Raw genomic sequence first — 15,405 nt, 5'->3', positions numbered from 1 at the left:
GAGCAGCGGCACGGCCCGCCGAATTTCCTCAGGCAAAGGAGCGCATTCGTGGAACTTGATGCACTCGACCGCGCTCTTCTGCGGGAGCTGCAAAACGATGCACGCCAGACCAATCGCGAGCTGGCCGTGCGGACGGGGGTCTCGCCGTCGACCTCTCTGGAACGGGTCCGGGCGCTGCGGGAGCGCGGCATCATCAGCGGCTATCACGCCGCCGTCGACCTGGAGGCGGTCGGCCGCCCCGTCCAGGCGCTGATCTCGGTCCGGATCCGCCCGCCGTCCCGGCCGGTCATCGAGGGCTTCCGGGAATGGGCCGCCCAGTTGCCGGAGACCATCGGCCTGTTCGTCACCTCCGGCGCCCATGACTTCCTCATCCATGTGGCGGTGCCGGACACCAATGGGCTGTACGCGTTCGTCATCGACCGCCTCACCGAGCGCCGCGAGGTGGCGGATGTGCAGAGCACGATGGTCTACGAACACGCCCAGTCGCGCTGTATCGACCCGGCGCCCGCCGAGCGCCCGACGCCCTCCCGCCGGAGGCGGTAGCGGGCAGGGACGGGATGGGTCAGTGGTGCGGGGTGTCGCCGAAGGCCGTCACGGTCAGGAACCGTATGGGCAGGGTGATCAGCTTCTCCGGGCCGTGCGGCGCCTCGCCGTCGAACTGGAGGGCGTCACCGGCCCGCAGTGTGTAGCTGGACTTGCCGTGGCCGTAGCCCATGACGCCCTCGAGCATGTAGATCAGCTCGGTGCCGCCGTGCTGGAAGAGCGGGAAGACCTCGCTGGACTCGGTGAGGGTGACCTCCAGCGCCTCCATCCGCTTATTGCTGCCGCGCAGGGCGCCGAGCAGGGCGTACTCATGGCCGATCCGGGTGCCGCGGCGCACGATGCGGGCGCCGTGACCGGCCGGGACGAAGACCGCCTCGCGCTCGTCGTCCATCCCCCGGAAGAGCGCGGTGACGGGTACGCCCAGGCCGCGTGCGAGCCGGGAGAGAGTGGTGAGGCTACAGGCGGTCTGGGCGTTCTCGATCTTGGACAGCATGGCCTTGGAGATGCCCACCCGCTCGGCCATCCCACCGACCGACGCCCCGGCCGCCTGCCGGTACTCCCGCGCCCGGACCGCGATGATCCGCTCCAGCGCCTTGTCGTCATCCCCCGCGTCTCCCACCATCCACCGCATCCTAGTAGTGCTTTGTTAGCCGGTCTTGTCACGTTCGGTGTGTGGTAGGTCGCTGGTTGTATGAGGGCTGGGGAGCTTGCCGCGTGTCGGGGCCGGTTAGAGGAGTTCGCTTCCGAGTTGTTCGCACCGTTGGTGCGGCGGGATCAGCGCGAGAAGGGCTCGCTGTACGTGCGGGGGCTGCTGCTGGACGGGCGGCGCAAGTCGATGCAGCCGATGGCTGAGCGGCTCGGGGCGGACCATCAGCAGTTGCAGCAGTTCATGACGTCCTCGACCTGGTCGGTCGGGGACGTGCGGGCCAGGCTGGCGTGGCGGGCCGTGCGGGTGGTCCGTCCGCAGGTGTGGGTGGTGGACGACACCGGCTTCCCCAAGGACGGCACCGCCTCGCCGGGGGTGGCCCGCCAGTATTCGGGCACTTTGGGCAAGGTCGGCAACTGCCAGATCGGCGTCAGTGTCCACGCCGCTTCCGACACCGCCTCGTGCCCACTGTCCTGGCGGCTGTTCCTGCCCACTGCATGGGACACCCCCGAGGCAGCCGCACGCCGCAGGGCCTGCCGGATCCCCGATGGCGAGCACCACCGCCCCAAGTGGGAACTCGCGCTGGAGATGCTCGACGAACTCGACGGCCATGGCCTGCGGCCCGCCGCGCTGGTCGCCGACACGGGCTACGGCGCGAACGCCGGCTTCCGGCACGGTCTGGAAGCCCGCGGGCTGGCCTATGTCCTTCAGGCCAAGGGCGAGATGACCGCTCATGCGGAAAGTTCCGAACCCCACCAGCCCGCCTACGGCGGTCTCGGGCCCCGCCCGCTGCCCCGCTACCGCACCCGCCCACTGTCCCTACGCGACCATGTGCTGGCCGCTGGACGCCACCACGGCCGGACCCTGACCTGGCGCAAGGGCTCCAAAGCCGCCATGAGCTCGCACTTCGTTCTCCTCCACGTCCGCCTCGCGGGCCGGCGGCCCAAACCGGCCGCCGACGGGACGATCCCGCTCACCTGGCTGATCGCCCAGTGGCCCGAAGACGAGACGGAACCGGTCAAGTACTGGATCTCGAACCTGCCCGCCGACATCCCCGCGAAAGATCTGGTCCGCCTCGCGAAGTCCCGGTGGCGGATCGAGCACGACTACCGAGAGATGAAGACCGTCCTGGGGCTGGACCACTTCGAGGGCCGCTCCTTCACCGGCTGGCACCGGCACGTCACCCTCGTCACCGCTGCCCACCTGTTCCTGACCGAACAACGGAGGAGCCCAAAAGTCCCTGCCAGGGCCTGACCCTCTACCAGGCCCTGGACCTCCTCCAACACCTCATCGCCACCTGGACCGGCACCTGCCCCACCTGCCAACAGACCGTCCCCTGGCAGCCCTACGACACCACCTAACAAAGCACTACTAGTGACCTGAGTCGGAGATTTGTCGTTAGTTGGGTATGAGTCGTCCGGGTCCGAAGATTCCGCCGTTGTTACTGACTGATGCCCAGCGGGCGGTGCTGGAGGGGTGGGTGCGTCGTCGTACGACGGCCCAGGCGTTGGCTCAGCGGTCGCGGATCGTGCTGGAGTGCGCGGAGGGCCACTCGATCATGGAGGTGTCGCGTCGGCTGCGGGTCGCCCCGGACACGGTCCGCACCTGGCGACGGCGCTTCCTAAAACATGGCCTGGACGGCTTGTCCGACGAGTCGCGGCCCGGCGTTCCACGGAAGATCACTGATGCCGATGTCGAGCGTGTGATCGTCAAGACGCTGGAGGAGACCCCGAAGAACGCAACCCACTGGTCCACCAGGTCGATGGCCGCGGCCACGGGGATGTCGCAGTCGGCCATCTCGCGGATCTGGCGGGCGTTCGCCCTGGCACCGCACCGCACACAGACGTTCAAGCTGTCCACGGATCCGCTCTTCATCGACAAAGTCCGCGACGTGGTCGGGCTCTACCTCGACCCGCCGGAGAAGGCCCTGGTCTTGTGCGTGGACGAGAAGTCGCAGATCCAGGCGCTGGACCGCTCGCAGCCGGTCCTGCCGATGATGCCCGGCGTTCCCGAACGCCGCAGCCACGACTATGTCCGGGCCGGCACCACCACCTTGTTCGCCGCTTTGGAAGTGGCTACGGGGAAGGTCATCGGCTCCCTGCACCGCCGGCACCGGGCCGTGGAGTTCAAGAAGTTCCTGGCCAGGCTCGACAGGGAAGTTCCGGCGGGTCTCGGCGTGCACCTGATCCTGGACAACTACGCGACCCACAAGACTCCCGAGGTCAAGAAGTGGCTGCTGGCACACCCTCGCTTCCACCTGCACTTCACGCCCACGAGCTCCTCCTGGCTGAACCTGGTCGAGCGGTGGTTCGCCGAACTTACACAGAAGAAGCTCAGGCGCGGCGTCCACCGCTCGGTCCAGGCTCTCGAACGCGACATCCGGGCATGGCTGGCCGACTGGAACGAGCACCCGCGACCGTTCATCTGGACGAAAACAGCCGACGAGATCCTCGACAAAGTCGCCGCCTACTGCCACCGAATCTCTGACTCAGGACACTAGGGCCTGTCGCTTGGATCAGGCCGGGCTCGCGGGGCCTGATCCAAACGACAGGCCCTGGGCCCCACCTCGGCGGCGGGCGGCGCCGTAGCGACGCCGCCCGCCCCGGGCCGTGCACTGCCAGGAGGTCAGGAGCCCGCCACCGCCGCCGTCTTCTCCGGCTGCGGCCCGGGCGTGGCGGGGACATCCCGCGTCCACAGCGGCCGGAGCCGGTAGGTCAGCAGATAGAGCACCGCGGCGGCGGCCGCCGCGACGAACATGCTCAGATCGCCCGCGTGCGGATACGCCGAGGCGAACGCCCCGGTGTAGAGGTTGGATTGCCAGAACGGCACCGAGGCCACCACCCCTCCCGCCCAGGCGACGAAGCCCCAGGAGAGCACCCGTCCGCGGTCGTACAGCTCGGCGATCCGGCTGGGGTCGGAGCGGCCGCCCAGGTGGTAGTCGAGCAGCAGCACGGTGGCGAACGGCGCGATGAAGTACGCGGTGAGGTTGAGGAACACCGAGAACTTGTCCTCGACCCCGGAGTGTCCCCACAGGCTGATCCCGTACGCCAGCGCGCAGATGAGGGTCACGGCCTGGGTCCGGGTGACCGGCACCTTCAGCGTCTGGACGGAGATCGCGCCGCCGTAGACGTTGAGGAAGTTCTGCGCGAGCGCCGAGAGCCCGATGGCGATGAGGGCGGGGATGGCGAACGGCCCGGTCAACTGGTGCAGGGCGGTGATGGAGTCGGTGCTGGTGGCGTTGGAGCCGAGGAGCACACCGAGGATGCCGAGCCAGCAGATGGTGACGAAGTTGCCGAGCCCGGTGTACCAGGCGGTGCGGCCCACCACGCGTGGCGAGTCGGGCAGATAGCGCGAGTAGTCCGAGGCGAACGGCGCCCAGGCGACGAGGAAGGAGAGGAACCAGCCGCCGAAGGTGATCCAGCCGCCGGTGGAGCCCACATAGTCCGGTGCCTTCGGATCGGCGCCGAAGGTGCCCGCGCCCCGTACCAGGGCCACCACCGTGATCATGACGAACAGCGGGGTGAGCACATAGGTCAGCACCCGCTGAAGGAAATTGATCATGTTGTAGCCGTAGATGGACACCACCAGCTCGACCAGGGTGAGCGCCAACCCGCAGACCCAGAAGGGCAGATGGGTCAGCTCGGCGATGGCCTTGCCGCCGAGGATCACGGTGACGGAGGCCCAGCCGACCCCGGCGAACACATTGATGTACGCCACCGGCAGGAAGTTGCCGAAGAAGCCGAGCGGACCACGCGCCTGGATCTGCTGGGGCACGCCCAGCCGTACGCCCATCCGGGACATCACGGCCATCAGCAGCGAGCCCAGACCCGCGCCGGCCACGATCGCGGCGACGGCGGCGCCGAAGCTGAGACCGAGCCCGACCGCGCTGAACCCGAGCAGGATGATGGGGAAGTTGAGACCGGCGGCGAACCAGACGAAGAACTGCGAACTGGGCTTGCCGTGCCGCTCGTTGTCGGGGATGTGGTCGACCCCGAAGGGCTCCACCTTGGTGACCGCGCTGCCGTACACCGGCGCCGTGTCGTCGTGGGTCATGGGCGTGCTCCTGGGACGGGAGGAGTGGACGTCAGGGGGGACCGGTGGGCGTACGGATCCGGGCCGCGGCCTTTCACCACGGCAGCGGCGCGGTCTGCGAGATGTCGAAGAAGCCACCGCCGCTGTAGACCAGCGGGGCCAGCTCCGCATGGCGGGCGGAGACCACCCGGCCGGTGAAGACGGTGTGGCTGCCGGCCTCCAGCCGCTCGCCGATCTCCACCTCCAACTGGGCGCAGGACCCGTCGATCAACGGGGCCCCGAACTCGCCTGCGGTCCAGGCCAGCCCGGCGAACTTGTCGTCCGCCTTGGAGGCGAAGGTCTTGGCCACATCGAGCTGGCCGGCGGCGAGGATGTTGATCCCCAGATGGCTTGCCCGGTGCAGCGCGGGGTGGGTGGTGGAGGTGCGCTGCACACAGACCAGCACCATCGGCGGATCCAGCGAGATGCTGGCGAACGCGTTCACCGCAAGACCCCGGGGCCTGCCGTCGTCCTGGCAGGTCACGACAGTGACACCGGTGATGAACTTACGGTGCACCCCACGGACCAGATCGGCGTCGACGGCCGCTCGCTGGGTGGTGGTGATGATCCCGAGCGCCTCCAGCAACTGGCGGGGATCCCAGGTCACCCACTCCTCGCTGACCACACCGTGGTCGAAGCGGGTGAAGGTGGCTCCGGAGACTTCGACCGGCCTGCCGGTGGCCGGCACGCCGAGGAAGTCGCCGGTGTGGCTGCCGGTGCTGCGCCAGCGGATCGCCAGCGATTCGCCGTCCTCGACGATCTCCTCGATCTCGGTACGGAGATCGGGGAAGGCCCGGCGGATGGCGCGGACGGACTCCTTGAACTGCTCTCGGTCCTGGGGGGCCGCGGCGGGACCGCGTCGCCGTACATAGCCGGGGCTGAGCAGTTGGTCGAGCGCGTCGACCTGGCCCTGGTCCCAGACGGCCTGCCAGGTGGAGCGGATGCGGGCGGTGCGGTCAAGAGTATGCGTCATGACGTCTTCCCTCACTCAGCTCTTGTATGGCAGAGGACCGTAGGAAGGGCCATCAGTCGCTGTCAACACCTAGGGATGAATGAACCGGAAATGGGTTGGCGAGACCCCTCCGAACAGCAAAGACACAGGTCAATAGTAGTTGTCTCGACCATGACCCTTGACGGGGCCAGAATCGGACTCCTAGCCTCCCTGCCATGGCACAGCGTGAGCCGGAAGAACAGGACGGACGCTGCATGCGCTTTTCGATATTCCACAACCTCGGTGCCCCGGGCCGCCTCGGCGAGTACGCCGACGTCATGGCGGAGGCCCGCGAGTTCGCGGTCACCGCGGACCGGGCGGGCTTCTGGTCCACCTGGTACACCGAGCACCACTTCGGGCACGAGGCGATCGAGATCACCCCGAACCCGGTGCTGATGGGGGCGGACATCGCCGCCCGTACGACAGATATCCGGATCGGCCAGGCGGCCTCCATCGCCACCTTCTGGCATCCACTGCGGCTCGCCGAGGACATCGCGATGCTCGACCAGCTCTCGGGGGGCCGGGTCGAGGTCGGGCTCGGCCGGGGGCTGTACGGCCGCGAGGCGCTCAACCTCAACGCCCTGGCCGATCCGCGCGACCAGGAGCAGAACCGCGCGCTGTACGACGAGACCGTGGAGGTCCTGCGCAAGGCGTGGAGCGGCGAGTTCTTCTCGCACCGGGGCCGGTTCTACGAGTTCCCCGCCCCCGGGGTGAAGTGGAACCACCCGCTCTCCCCCGCCACCCCGGAGTACACCGAGGCCGGTGTCATCACGAAGATGCAGGTCACGCCGTTTCCGCTGCAACGGCCGCATCCTCCGCTGTGGCAGGTCATCGACAGCCCCCGGTCGATCCAGGCCGCGGCGGCGGACGGTGTCCAGGGGCTCTTCTGGCTGCCGCCGGTCTCCGCGCTGGGGGAGCGGTTCGAGCTCTACCGGGACACCGCGAGCCAGGCGGCGGGCCGCGAGTACGCGCTGGGCGAGGGCATCGGCCTGGTGCGTGATGTGTATGTCGCCGACACCATGGAGCAGGCACGCGCCGAATTCGAAGAGGCGCTGATGACCACCTACCGGTGGATCATGCACTGGCGGGGGCTGGGCAACCTCATGGAGGCGGGCGAGGAGCTCACCGACGCCCATGAGCTGTCCTTCGACTTCCTCCAGCGGCGCAATCTGCTGGTCGGCACCCCCGAGTACGTCTCGGAGAAGATCGCCGAACTGCGCGACGAGGTGGGCCTGGAGCATCTGCTGCTGTGGACCACACACCCCGGTCTGCCGCACCGCAACGCGATGCGCAGCCTGGAGCTGTTCGCCGAGAAGGTCATGCCGGGGTTCACCACCGGTGGCGGTCATGGCTGAGGCGGGGCTGCGCAAGGTCGTCACCGTCACCGATGAGCTGCTGCTGGAGCTCGGCCGCCCGGTCGCGGTGCCGGTGCGCCGGGTCGCGGCGGCCGCGGTGATCCACAACCCCTGGGCCGACGGCGGCGTCGTCGCCGATCTGGGGCCCGAGGTGGAACGGATCGCCCCGGGGCTGGCCCGGCTGCTCACCGGCCGGATCAGCGAGGCGCTGGGCGGGGTCGACCGGATCGAGTCCTTCGGCAAGGCCGCGATCGTGGGGCTCGACGGGGAGATCGAGCACGGCGGCGCGCTGATCCACACCCCGTTCTTCGGCAATGTCTTCCGCGAGCTGACCGAGGGCACCTCGATCATCGTCTTCAGCGACGACCGGCTTCCGGCCGGTGAGCCGCTGACCGTGCCGCTGTGGCACAAGACCGCGGCCGCGACCCGCTCGCACTACCAGACCTGCCAGATCCGCATCCCCGACGCGCCCCGCCCGGACGAGATCGTCGTCGTCGCGGCCGGGGCGTCCGGCCCCCGCCCGAACGCCCGGATCGGGGACCGCGCCACCGACCCCCTCATCCGCCTCGCCGATCTGGACGACGACGTCGACCTGGAGACCGTGACATGAACGTCCGCAAGATCATCACCTTCACCGAGGACATCCACAGCGAGGGCGGCCGCCCGGTGGACCCGCCGGCCCGTACGGCGGTGGTGCTCGCCGTCATCGAGAACCCCTGGGCCGGTCAGGGCTTTGTGGCGGATCTGCTGCCCGGGATCGACGAGACGGCGCCGAAGCTGGGCGAGTTGCTGGCGCCCCGCGTGGTGGAGGCGCTGGACGCGCCGGTGGAGGCGTACGGGAAGTGCGCGATCGTGGGACTCGACGGGGAGATCGAGCACGGCTCCGCGCTGATCCACACCCTGAAGTTCGGCGACCACTTCCGCCGGGCGGCGAACGCGACCACCCTGTTGCCGGCCGTGGAGAAGCGGGCCGCCGCGGGGACGGTCTTCGACATTCCGCTCAAGCACATCACGGACGCCACCGTCCGCTCGCACCACCAGAGCATCGAGGTCCGGGTGGCGGACGGGCCGCGCGCCGACGAGATCGTCATCGGGCTCGCGGCGGCCGCCCAGGGCCGCCCACAGGCCCGGCTTGCCCCGCTGTCGACGGAGCGGTGAGCGGCATGGACGCGGTGCGGGCTCCCGACGGGGCACCGGGGGCGGGTGCTCCCGGCGCGCCGGACCCGGCGGGGGCCCGGCCGCCGGTGGCGCTCGCCCATGAGTCCCATGGCACCGGAGCGCCGATGATGCTGCTGCACGGCGTGGGCCTGGACCGCCGTATGTGGGACCGCTGTCTGCCCGCGCTGGCCGCCCGGCACCGCGTGACGCTGGTGGATCTGCGCGGCCACGGCGCCTCCCCGGCCGCGGCGGCCGGGGTGTCCCTCGCCGAACTGGCCGCGGATGTCGGGAAGCTGCTGAGCGGCCCCACGCATATCGTCGGCTTCTCGCTCGGGGCCCTGGTCGCCCAGCGGCTGGGGCTGGATCGGCCGGACCTCACCGCCTCGCTCACCCTGGTCAGCTCGGTCGCGGGCCGGACGGAGGAGGAGCGGGCGGCGGTGGCCCGCCGCCAGGAGCTGGCCGCCGAGGACTTCGGGGCGTCCGCGTGGGCGGCGGTCGACCGCTGGTTCTCGCCCGCCTGGCGGGCCCAGGACCCCGGTCTGGCGCAGCGGGTGCTCGACACGCTGCTGGCCAACGACCGGGCCTCCTATCTCGCGTGTTACCGGGTCTTCGCGACGGCCGACACCGGGCTGTGGCAGTGGCTGCCCCGGATCGCCGCCCCCACCGTGGCGGTGACCGGCGAGCGGGATCCGGGCTCGACCCCGGCCATGTCGCACCGGCTGGCGGGGCGGATCCCCGGCGGCCGGGCGGTGATCGTGCCCGGCGCCCGCCATCTGCTGCCGCTGGAGTGCCCGCAGGAACTCGTCGACGTGATCCTCACCCACACCGGAGCCCACCCCGGAGTTCAGACCGGATCCCACCCCGGAGCCCACACCGGAACCGACACCGGAACCGACACCGGAGCCCACCCCGGAGCCCACACCGGACAGGAGTCCCACCGCTCATGAACCCTCTGCCGCGCCATGACCACTACATCGCGGGCGAGTGGACCGCCCCCGCCGACGGCGGCTACTTCGCCAGCGTCAACCCGGCCACCGCCGAGCCCTGGTACGAGGCGGCGCGCGGCACCGCCGCCGATGTGGACCGTGCGGTGGGCGCCGCCCGCACCGCCTTCGAGGATCCGCGCTGGCGCGATCTGAGCCAGACCCGGCGCGGGCGGCTGCTGCGGAACCTGGGCGATCTGATCGGTGAGCACGCGGAGCGGCTGGCCCGTACCGAGACCCTCGACAACGGCAAGCTGCTGCGGGAGATGCGGGCCCAACTCGCCGGGCTGCCCGAGTACTTCTACTACTACGCGGGACTCGCCGACAAGATCCAGGGCGAGGTGATCCCCGGCGCCGACCGCGAGCTGCTCAACTACACCCTGCGCGAACCGGTGGGCGTGGTCGGCGCCATCACCCCCTGGAACTCCCCGCTGCTGCTCACCGCCACCAAGCTGGCCCCGGCCCTGGCTTCGGGGAACACGGTGGTGGTCAAGCCGTCGGAGCACACCTCGGCCTCGCTGCTGGCGCTCGCACCGCTCTTCGAAGAGGCGGGGTTCCCGCCGGGGGTGGTCAATGTGGTCACCGGGTACGGCGCGGAGGCGGGCGCTCCGCTGACCGAGCACGAGGCCGTGGCCAAGGTGACCTTCACCGGCTCCAGCGGGACCGGCCGCCGGATCGCCCGTACCTGCGCCGACCGGCTGATCGGCTGCACTCTGGAGCTGGGCGGGAAGTCGCCCAACATCATCTTCCCGGACGCCGATCTGGGGTCGGCCGCCATGGGGGTGATCGCGGGCATCTTCGCGGCTGCCGGGCAGACCTGTGTGGCGGGGAGCCGGGTGCTGGTGCACCGGGAGGCGTACGACGAGGTCCTGGAGCGGGTGACCGCGCGGGCGGCCACGATCCGCGTCGGCGATCCGCTGGAGGAGACCACCGAGCTGGGCCCGCTCGCCCTCGCCGAGCAGTTGGCGAAGGTCGAGTCGTATGTCGAGCTGGGGCAGGCCGAGGGCGGAAAGGTGGTCTGCGGCGGCAGGCGGCCGGAAACGGGCCTCGACGGGTACTTCTACTCCCCCACCGTCTTCACCGGCACCGACAACGGGATGCGGATCTGCCAGGAGGAGATCTTCGGGCCGGTCGCGACCGTCATGCCCTTCGGCTCCGAGGAGGAGGCCCTGGCGATCGCCAACGACTCCGCGTACGGCCTGGCGGCGGGGGTGTGGACCCGGGATGTGAACCGGGTGCACCGGATGGCCGCCCGGCTGGAGGCCGGGACGGTGTGGGCCAACACCTATCGCTCGATGTCGCCGATGTCGCCCCGGGCCGGGTTCAAGACCAGCGGGATGGGGACCGAGCACGGCACAGAGGTGATCCGGGAGTACACCCGGCTCAAGAGCGTCTGGATCAACACCAGTGAGGAGCCCGCCGGGGACCCGTTCATCCTGAAGTCCTGAGTCGGTCCTGGGGCCGGTCCTGAGCCGGTCTTGGGCCTAGGAAAGGGTTCTTGTATGGCACAACACCCGAGCGCATCTCCGGCCGATCTCTCCGCCGACACCTCAGTTGACGGGGAGCGACGGCCACCTCTAGGGTCACGTGCCATGCAACAACCCACCGGAAAGCGGCTTCAGCAGACCAGCATGCAGGCGAGGGTCGCCGAAGAGCTGCGGCAGATGATCATCAGTGGTGAACTGCCGCCCCGCTCCAGCCTCTCCGAGATGGCGCTGTCCGAGACCTTCGGCGTCAGCCGGACACCCATCCGCGAGGCCCTCAAGCAGCTCCAGATCGAGGGGCTGGTCGAGGTGCGGCCACGGGTCGGGACGTTTGTCGCCGTACCGTCCCGGCGCGAGCTGACCGAGCTGTTCCAGATGAAGGAGCTGCTGGAGGGCGCCGCCGCCCGGCTGCTCGCCTTCCGCGGGAACGTACCGGAAGTGGAACGGCTGGAGGCCAATATGAAGGCGGCCGACGCGGCCGTGCGGGACGGCGACGCCGAGCAATACGCGGCGCTGGTCCACGAGTTCCACGATCTGATCGTGGTGGGCGCGGACAACAGCAAGCTGGAGGCGCACTACCGCACCCTGATGAACCAGTTGGCCTACGCCCGGCTGGTGCGCACCTCGCTCTCCCGGCCCGGCCGGCTGGACGAGTCCGACGATGAGCACCATCGCGTCCTCAACCTGATCCAGGCCAAGGACGGGGACGGCGCGGAGCGGGTGATGCGGGAGCATGTGCGGATGAGCCACCAGGCCCTGATGGCGGGCATGGACGAGCGCCGGGACTGACGCGGGCCGCGGCACCCTTGGCCGACGCGGTGGCGATGTTCCTCCGATGTCCCTTCGGGGGCGGGCGGTTCACTCCTGGTCGGCCGCCGCGCGTGCGGAGCGCAGCGCGGCCCGGAGCCGGTTCCTGGCGCCGAGGAGGTGTTCGCGCAGGGTGGTGGCGGCGTGCTCGACATCACCGGCGCGCACGGTCGCCAGCAGATCGGCATGGGCCTCGGCGGAGGGACGCAGATCGACGTCCTGGGCGTTGGTGACGTCGAGGATCACACCGAAGGTGGGGCGGTACTGCTCCCAGACCACCAGCAGCCTGCGGTGTCCGGAGAGCACATAGAACTGGGAGTGGAACTCCAGGTCGGCGAGGGCGAAGTCACCGGCCGCGGCGCGGTCCGCGGCATCGCTCATGTGCCGCACGAAGCGCTCGGCGGGCTCCCAGTCATCCGGCCCCGCCCGGCCGATGGCGAGGGTGAGGGCGAGCGTCTCCAGAGACTCCCGCAGGGTGTAGAGCTCCTCGACGTCGTCCTCGGTGAGCCCGGTGACGAAGACCCCGCGGCGGCGCGCCTCGACCAGCCCCTCGGCCTCGAGCTGCCGCAGCGCGTCCCGCACCGGGCCGCGGCTGACGTCGTACTGCTCGGCGAGGGCGCCTTCGACAAGATGGGTGCCGGGCCGCAGCCGTCCTGAAACGATCAGGACCCGCAGCTCATGCGCGACCAGATCGCCGAGGGACTGCTGCTGGAGCGAGGTGATGGGCACCGACGGGCTCCTTCTGGCGGGCGGACCGGCACTGGTCGACGGTTAACCGTTGACCTCAGTATCGCCCTCCGGCGTCTCGCCCGGAACACCGGACGCACCGGGAGCCCGGATGCCGATCCTGTCGTACGTTGGCAGAAGACCCACGGCAAAGGTGGCGGCCCGCATCCCGCACAGGGTCGTGACCAGCATGGTCTTGAGGAACTCGGACTCGGGGACAACAGCTCGCCGAAGGCCAGGACAAAGACCATGAATGATGTGCGCAGACGTACGGTGCTCGCCGCGGCCGGAGGGGCGGCCATCGCGGGCAAGGCCGCGACCGCCCGTGCCCAGGCCCCGCCCGCCCCCACCTCCGACGCGCCCCGGCCGGGGCCGGAATCCGGTCCGTACGAGACCAGGATCCGGGCCCTGATGGCGCGGATGACCATCGACGAGAAGCTCGGCCAGCTCCAGCAGTTCGCCTGGACCGGCGACACCGGACCCGGCGGCGGGCAGACCGCCGCCGCGGAGAAGGCGGCCCGCAGGGGCAGGCTCGGCTCCGTGCTCAACATCTATGGGGCCCGCACCACCAACACTCTCCAGCGGATGGCCGTCGAGAAGTCCCGGCTGGGCATTCCGCTGATCTTCGGCCTCGATGTCATCCATGGCATGTGGACCACCTTCCCCATCCCCCTCGGCCAGGCCGCCGCCTTCGATCCCGCGGTGGCCGTGTGGGACGCGGAGGTGTCGGCGCGGGAGGCCCGCTCCAACGGTGTGCACTGGGCGTTCTCCCCGATGATGGACGTCACCCATGAACCGCGCTGGGGGCGGATCGCCGAGGGCGACGGGGAGGACCCGTATCTGGCGGCGACGCTCGCGGCCGCCAAGACCCGCGGCTACCAGGGCGACGACCTCCGCTCCCGGCACCGCCTCGCGGCCTGCGCCAAGCACATGATCGCCTACGGGGGCGTCGAGGGCGGCCGCGACTACAACACGGTGGATGTCTCCGAGGCCCGGCTGCGCAACTTCTACCTGCCCCCGTTCAGGGCGGCCCTGGACGCCGGGGTGGCCACCGTCATGGCGAGTTTCAACACCGTCAGCGGGGTCCCCGCGCATGGCTACCGGCATGCGCTGACCGAGATCCTCAAGGAGGAGTGGGGCTTCCGCGGCTTTGTCGTCAGCGACTACAACGGCGTCCAGGAAATGATCGTCCACGGCTATGCCGCCGACCGCTCCGACGCGGCCCGGCTGGCCTTCAACGCCGGGATCGACATGGAGATGGCCAGCACCACCATCAACGAGTACGGCAAGCGGCTGCTGCGCGGCGGGCAGATCACCACCGACCGGCTGGACGACGCGGTGGCCCGCATCCTGCGCCTGAAGTTCCGGCTCGGGCTCTTCGAGCATCCCTACGCGGACGAGGACACGGCGATCGCCGGGCCCACCAAGGCGTCCCGGGCGGCGGCACGCGAGGCGGCCGGGCGCACCATGGTGCTGCTCAAGAACGAGAAGTCCACGCTCCCGCTGGACCGGTCGGGCTCCATCGCCGTGGTCGGGCCCTTCGCCGACTCCACCGATCTGCGCGGCTCCTGGGCCGGGGCATGGGCCGACGCGTTCCGCCCGGTCACCGTCCTGGACGCGGTCAAGGACGCGGCGCCGAAGGCCAGTGTCAGCCATGTCGAAGGCGTGGACGCGTCCGGCCGCAGCACCCGGGGCATCGCCCGGGCGGCCTCGGCGGCCAGGGCGACCGATGTGACCGTCGTGGTGGTCGGGGAGGCGGCGACGCTCAGCGGGGAGGCGGCGGTGCGCAGCGACCTCGGCCTGCCCGGCCGTCAGGAGCGGCTGATCACCGCGATCGCGGACACCGGCGCGCCGTTCGTGGTGGTGCTGCTCAGCGGGCGTCCGCTGACGATGGGCGGCTGGCTGGACCGCACCCCCGCCGTGCTCCAGGCGTGGCATCCGGGGATCGAGGGTGGCAACGCCATCGCGGATGTGCTCTTCGGCACCGTGAACCCCGGTGGCAAGCTCCCGGTGACCTTCCCGCGCACGGTCGGGCAGATCCCCATCTACTACAACCACGAGAACACCGGACGCCCCTACGACCGGGCCAACCACTACACCTCCAAGTATCTGGACCTGGCCTACGGGCCCCAGTTCCCCTTCGGCCACGGCCTCAGTTACACCACCTTCGACATCGGCGAACCCCGGCTCAGCGTCAGCCGGGTCCGGGCCGAGGCGCTGCGCAAGGGCGACACGGTCGAGGTCGCGGTGGCGGTGCGCAACACCGGGCGCCGCAAGGGCGATGAGGTGGTGCAGTTGTACATCCGCGATCCGGTGGCGAGCATCGTGCAACCGGTGCGCAGGCTCAGCGGTTTCCGCCGGGTCAGCCTCGGCGCCGGGAAGGCCACCACCGTCCGCTTCCGGCTGAGCGCCGAGGAGCTGGGCTTCTGGACCCAGGACCCGCACGGCAGATTCCTGTTGCAGAAGGGCGAGATCCGGGTGTTCGCGGGCAACAGCTCCCTGGCGAAGGGCGGCCGCACGCTCACCATCATCTGACCCCTGACCGGCGCCGGGTAACCGATTTCACCCGCGCCGCGGCCGAATTACTTGTAGGGTGCATGCTGACCGCTACGCATCCGGAAGACGCCCTTGATGACCGCCG

At 70.1% G+C, this 15,405-nt stretch carries 14 protein-coding genes; 10 read left to right on the top strand and 4 right to left on the bottom strand.

The genetic code is table 11. From position 1 onward, the window contains the following. The first annotated feature begins 48 nt into the window (after positions 1-48). Complete coding sequence (locus ACK1X7_RS43200) at positions 49-543, top strand: Lrp/AsnC family transcriptional regulator (RefSeq protein WP_216343485.1); 495 nt, start codon at positions 49-51, stop codon at positions 541-543. Positions 544-562: 19 nt separating this feature from the next. On the opposite strand, the gene ACK1X7_RS43195 is transcribed toward ACK1X7_RS43200, so the two are convergent. Next, on the bottom strand, positions 563-1,165 hold the full coding sequence (locus ACK1X7_RS43195) for a helix-turn-helix domain-containing protein (RefSeq protein ID WP_385156916.1): 603 nt from the start codon (positions 1,163-1,165) through the stop codon (positions 563-565). Positions 1,166-1,234: 69 nt separating this feature from the next. Here ACK1X7_RS43195 and ACK1X7_RS43190 point away from each other — a divergent pair, with 69 nt between their 5' ends. Together ACK1X7_RS43190 and ACK1X7_RS43185 are read left to right on the top strand one after the other, a co-directional pair. Beyond that, complete coding sequence (locus tag ACK1X7_RS43190; protein WP_413114635.1) at positions 1,235-2,443, top strand: IS701 family transposase; 1,209 nt, start codon at positions 1,235-1,237, stop codon at positions 2,441-2,443. Between the two features lie 154 nt (positions 2,444-2,597). Next, positions 2,598-3,689: an IS630 family transposase gene (locus ACK1X7_RS43185; protein ID WP_385158797.1), complete on the top strand. Its 1,092-nt coding sequence runs from the start codon at positions 2,598-2,600 to the stop codon at positions 3,687-3,689. A gap of 125 nt (positions 3,690-3,814) precedes the next feature. On the opposite strand, the gene ACK1X7_RS43180 is transcribed toward ACK1X7_RS43185, so the two are convergent. Beyond that, on the bottom strand, positions 3,815-5,242 hold the full coding sequence (locus ACK1X7_RS43180; RefSeq protein WP_390794707.1) for a purine-cytosine permease family protein: 1,428 nt from the start codon (positions 5,240-5,242) through the stop codon (positions 3,815-3,817). A 73-nt stretch (positions 5,243-5,315) separates the two neighbouring features. Then, positions 5,316-6,233, bottom strand: a complete 918-nt coding sequence (locus tag ACK1X7_RS43175) for a flavin reductase (RefSeq protein ID WP_216343482.1) — start codon at positions 6,231-6,233, stop codon at positions 5,316-5,318. 194 nt (positions 6,234-6,427) lie between these two features. Between ACK1X7_RS43175 and ACK1X7_RS43170 the strand changes: the two genes are divergently transcribed. The 6 genes from ACK1X7_RS43170 (at position 6,428) to ACK1X7_RS43145 (ending at position 12,020) form a co-directional block, all read left to right on the top strand. Continuing rightward, positions 6,428-7,606 (top strand): LLM class flavin-dependent oxidoreductase, encoded by a 1,179-nt coding sequence (locus ACK1X7_RS43170; protein ID WP_385150374.1) that lies wholly within the window; start codon positions 6,428-6,430, stop codon positions 7,604-7,606. Beyond that, complete coding sequence (locus ACK1X7_RS43165; protein ID WP_385150377.1) at positions 7,599-8,216, top strand: amino acid synthesis family protein; 618 nt, start codon at positions 7,599-7,601, stop codon at positions 8,214-8,216. The genes ACK1X7_RS43170 and ACK1X7_RS43165 overlap by 8 nt, the downstream gene beginning before the upstream one ends. After that, positions 8,213-8,764: an amino acid synthesis family protein gene (locus ACK1X7_RS43160; protein ID WP_390794706.1), complete on the top strand. Its 552-nt coding sequence runs from the start codon at positions 8,213-8,215 to the stop codon at positions 8,762-8,764. Before ACK1X7_RS43165 ends, ACK1X7_RS43160 begins: the two co-directional genes overlap by 4 nt. A gap of 5 nt (positions 8,765-8,769) precedes the next feature. After that, on the top strand, positions 8,770-9,711 hold the full coding sequence (locus tag ACK1X7_RS43155; protein ID WP_413116954.1) for an alpha/beta fold hydrolase: 942 nt from the start codon (positions 8,770-8,772) through the stop codon (positions 9,709-9,711). After that, entirely contained in the window at positions 9,708-11,195 is a 1,488-nt protein-coding gene (locus ACK1X7_RS43150) for an aldehyde dehydrogenase (protein WP_385150380.1), read from the top strand. Before ACK1X7_RS43155 ends, ACK1X7_RS43150 begins: the two co-directional genes overlap by 4 nt. 144 nt (positions 11,196-11,339) lie before the next feature. Further along, positions 11,340-12,020: a GntR family transcriptional regulator gene (locus ACK1X7_RS43145; protein WP_216345273.1), complete on the top strand. Its 681-nt coding sequence runs from the start codon at positions 11,340-11,342 to the stop codon at positions 12,018-12,020. A gap of 69 nt (positions 12,021-12,089) precedes the next feature. On the opposite strand, the gene ACK1X7_RS43140 is transcribed toward ACK1X7_RS43145, so the two are convergent. Next, positions 12,090-12,767 (bottom strand): GntR family transcriptional regulator, encoded by a 678-nt coding sequence (locus tag ACK1X7_RS43140; RefSeq protein ID WP_385150383.1) that lies wholly within the window; start codon positions 12,765-12,767, stop codon positions 12,090-12,092. A 246-nt stretch (positions 12,768-13,013) separates the two neighbouring features. On the opposite strand from ACK1X7_RS43140, the gene bglX reads away from it, so the two are divergent. After that, on the top strand, positions 13,014-15,299 hold the full coding sequence (gene bglX, locus ACK1X7_RS43135) for a beta-glucosidase BglX (protein WP_385150386.1): 2,286 nt from the start codon (positions 13,014-13,016) through the stop codon (positions 15,297-15,299). The last annotated feature ends 106 nt before the right edge of the window (positions 15,300-15,405 follow it).

It is taken from the genome of Streptomyces sp. CY-1 (genome assembly GCF_047218265.1).
GTDB classification, from domain to species: domain Bacteria; phylum Actinomycetota; class Actinomycetes; order Streptomycetales; family Streptomycetaceae; genus Streptomyces; species Streptomyces niphimycinicus.
Note: the sequence above shows the minus strand (reverse complement) of the source record. Positions and strands in the feature narration are given on the sequence as shown.

Bases quoted from the DNA above. Each gene is read 5' to 3' on its own strand.
- ACK1X7_RS43195 (WP_385156916.1), bottom strand. From the start codon at position 1,165: ATGGTGGGAGACGCGGGGGATGACGACAAGGCGCTGGAGCGGATCATC.
- ACK1X7_RS43190 (WP_413114635.1), top strand. From the start codon at position 1,235: ATGAGGGCTGGGGAGCTTGCCGCGTGTCGGGGCCGGTTAGAGGAGTTC.
- ACK1X7_RS43185 (WP_385158797.1), top strand. From the start codon at position 2,598: ATGAGTCGTCCGGGTCCGAAGATTCCGCCGTTGTTACTGACTGATGCC.
- ACK1X7_RS43180 (WP_390794707.1), bottom strand. From the start codon at position 5,242: ATGACCCACGACGACACGGCGCCGGTGTACGGCAGCGCGGTCACCAAG.
- ACK1X7_RS43175 (WP_216343482.1), bottom strand. From the start codon at position 6,233: ATGACGCATACTCTTGACCGCACCGCCCGCATCCGCTCCACCTGGCAG.
- ACK1X7_RS43170 (WP_385150374.1), top strand. From the start codon at position 6,428: ATGGCACAGCGTGAGCCGGAAGAACAGGACGGACGCTGCATGCGCTTT.
- ACK1X7_RS43165 (WP_385150377.1), top strand. From the start codon at position 7,599: ATGGCTGAGGCGGGGCTGCGCAAGGTCGTCACCGTCACCGATGAGCTG.
- ACK1X7_RS43160 (WP_390794706.1), top strand. From the start codon at position 8,213: ATGAACGTCCGCAAGATCATCACCTTCACCGAGGACATCCACAGCGAG.
- ACK1X7_RS43155 (WP_413116954.1), top strand. From the start codon at position 8,770: ATGGACGCGGTGCGGGCTCCCGACGGGGCACCGGGGGCGGGTGCTCCC.
- ACK1X7_RS43150 (WP_385150380.1), top strand. From the start codon at position 9,708: ATGAACCCTCTGCCGCGCCATGACCACTACATCGCGGGCGAGTGGACC.
- ACK1X7_RS43145 (WP_216345273.1), top strand. From the start codon at position 11,340: ATGCAACAACCCACCGGAAAGCGGCTTCAGCAGACCAGCATGCAGGCG.
- bglX (WP_385150386.1), top strand. From the start codon at position 13,014: ATGAATGATGTGCGCAGACGTACGGTGCTCGCCGCGGCCGGAGGGGCG.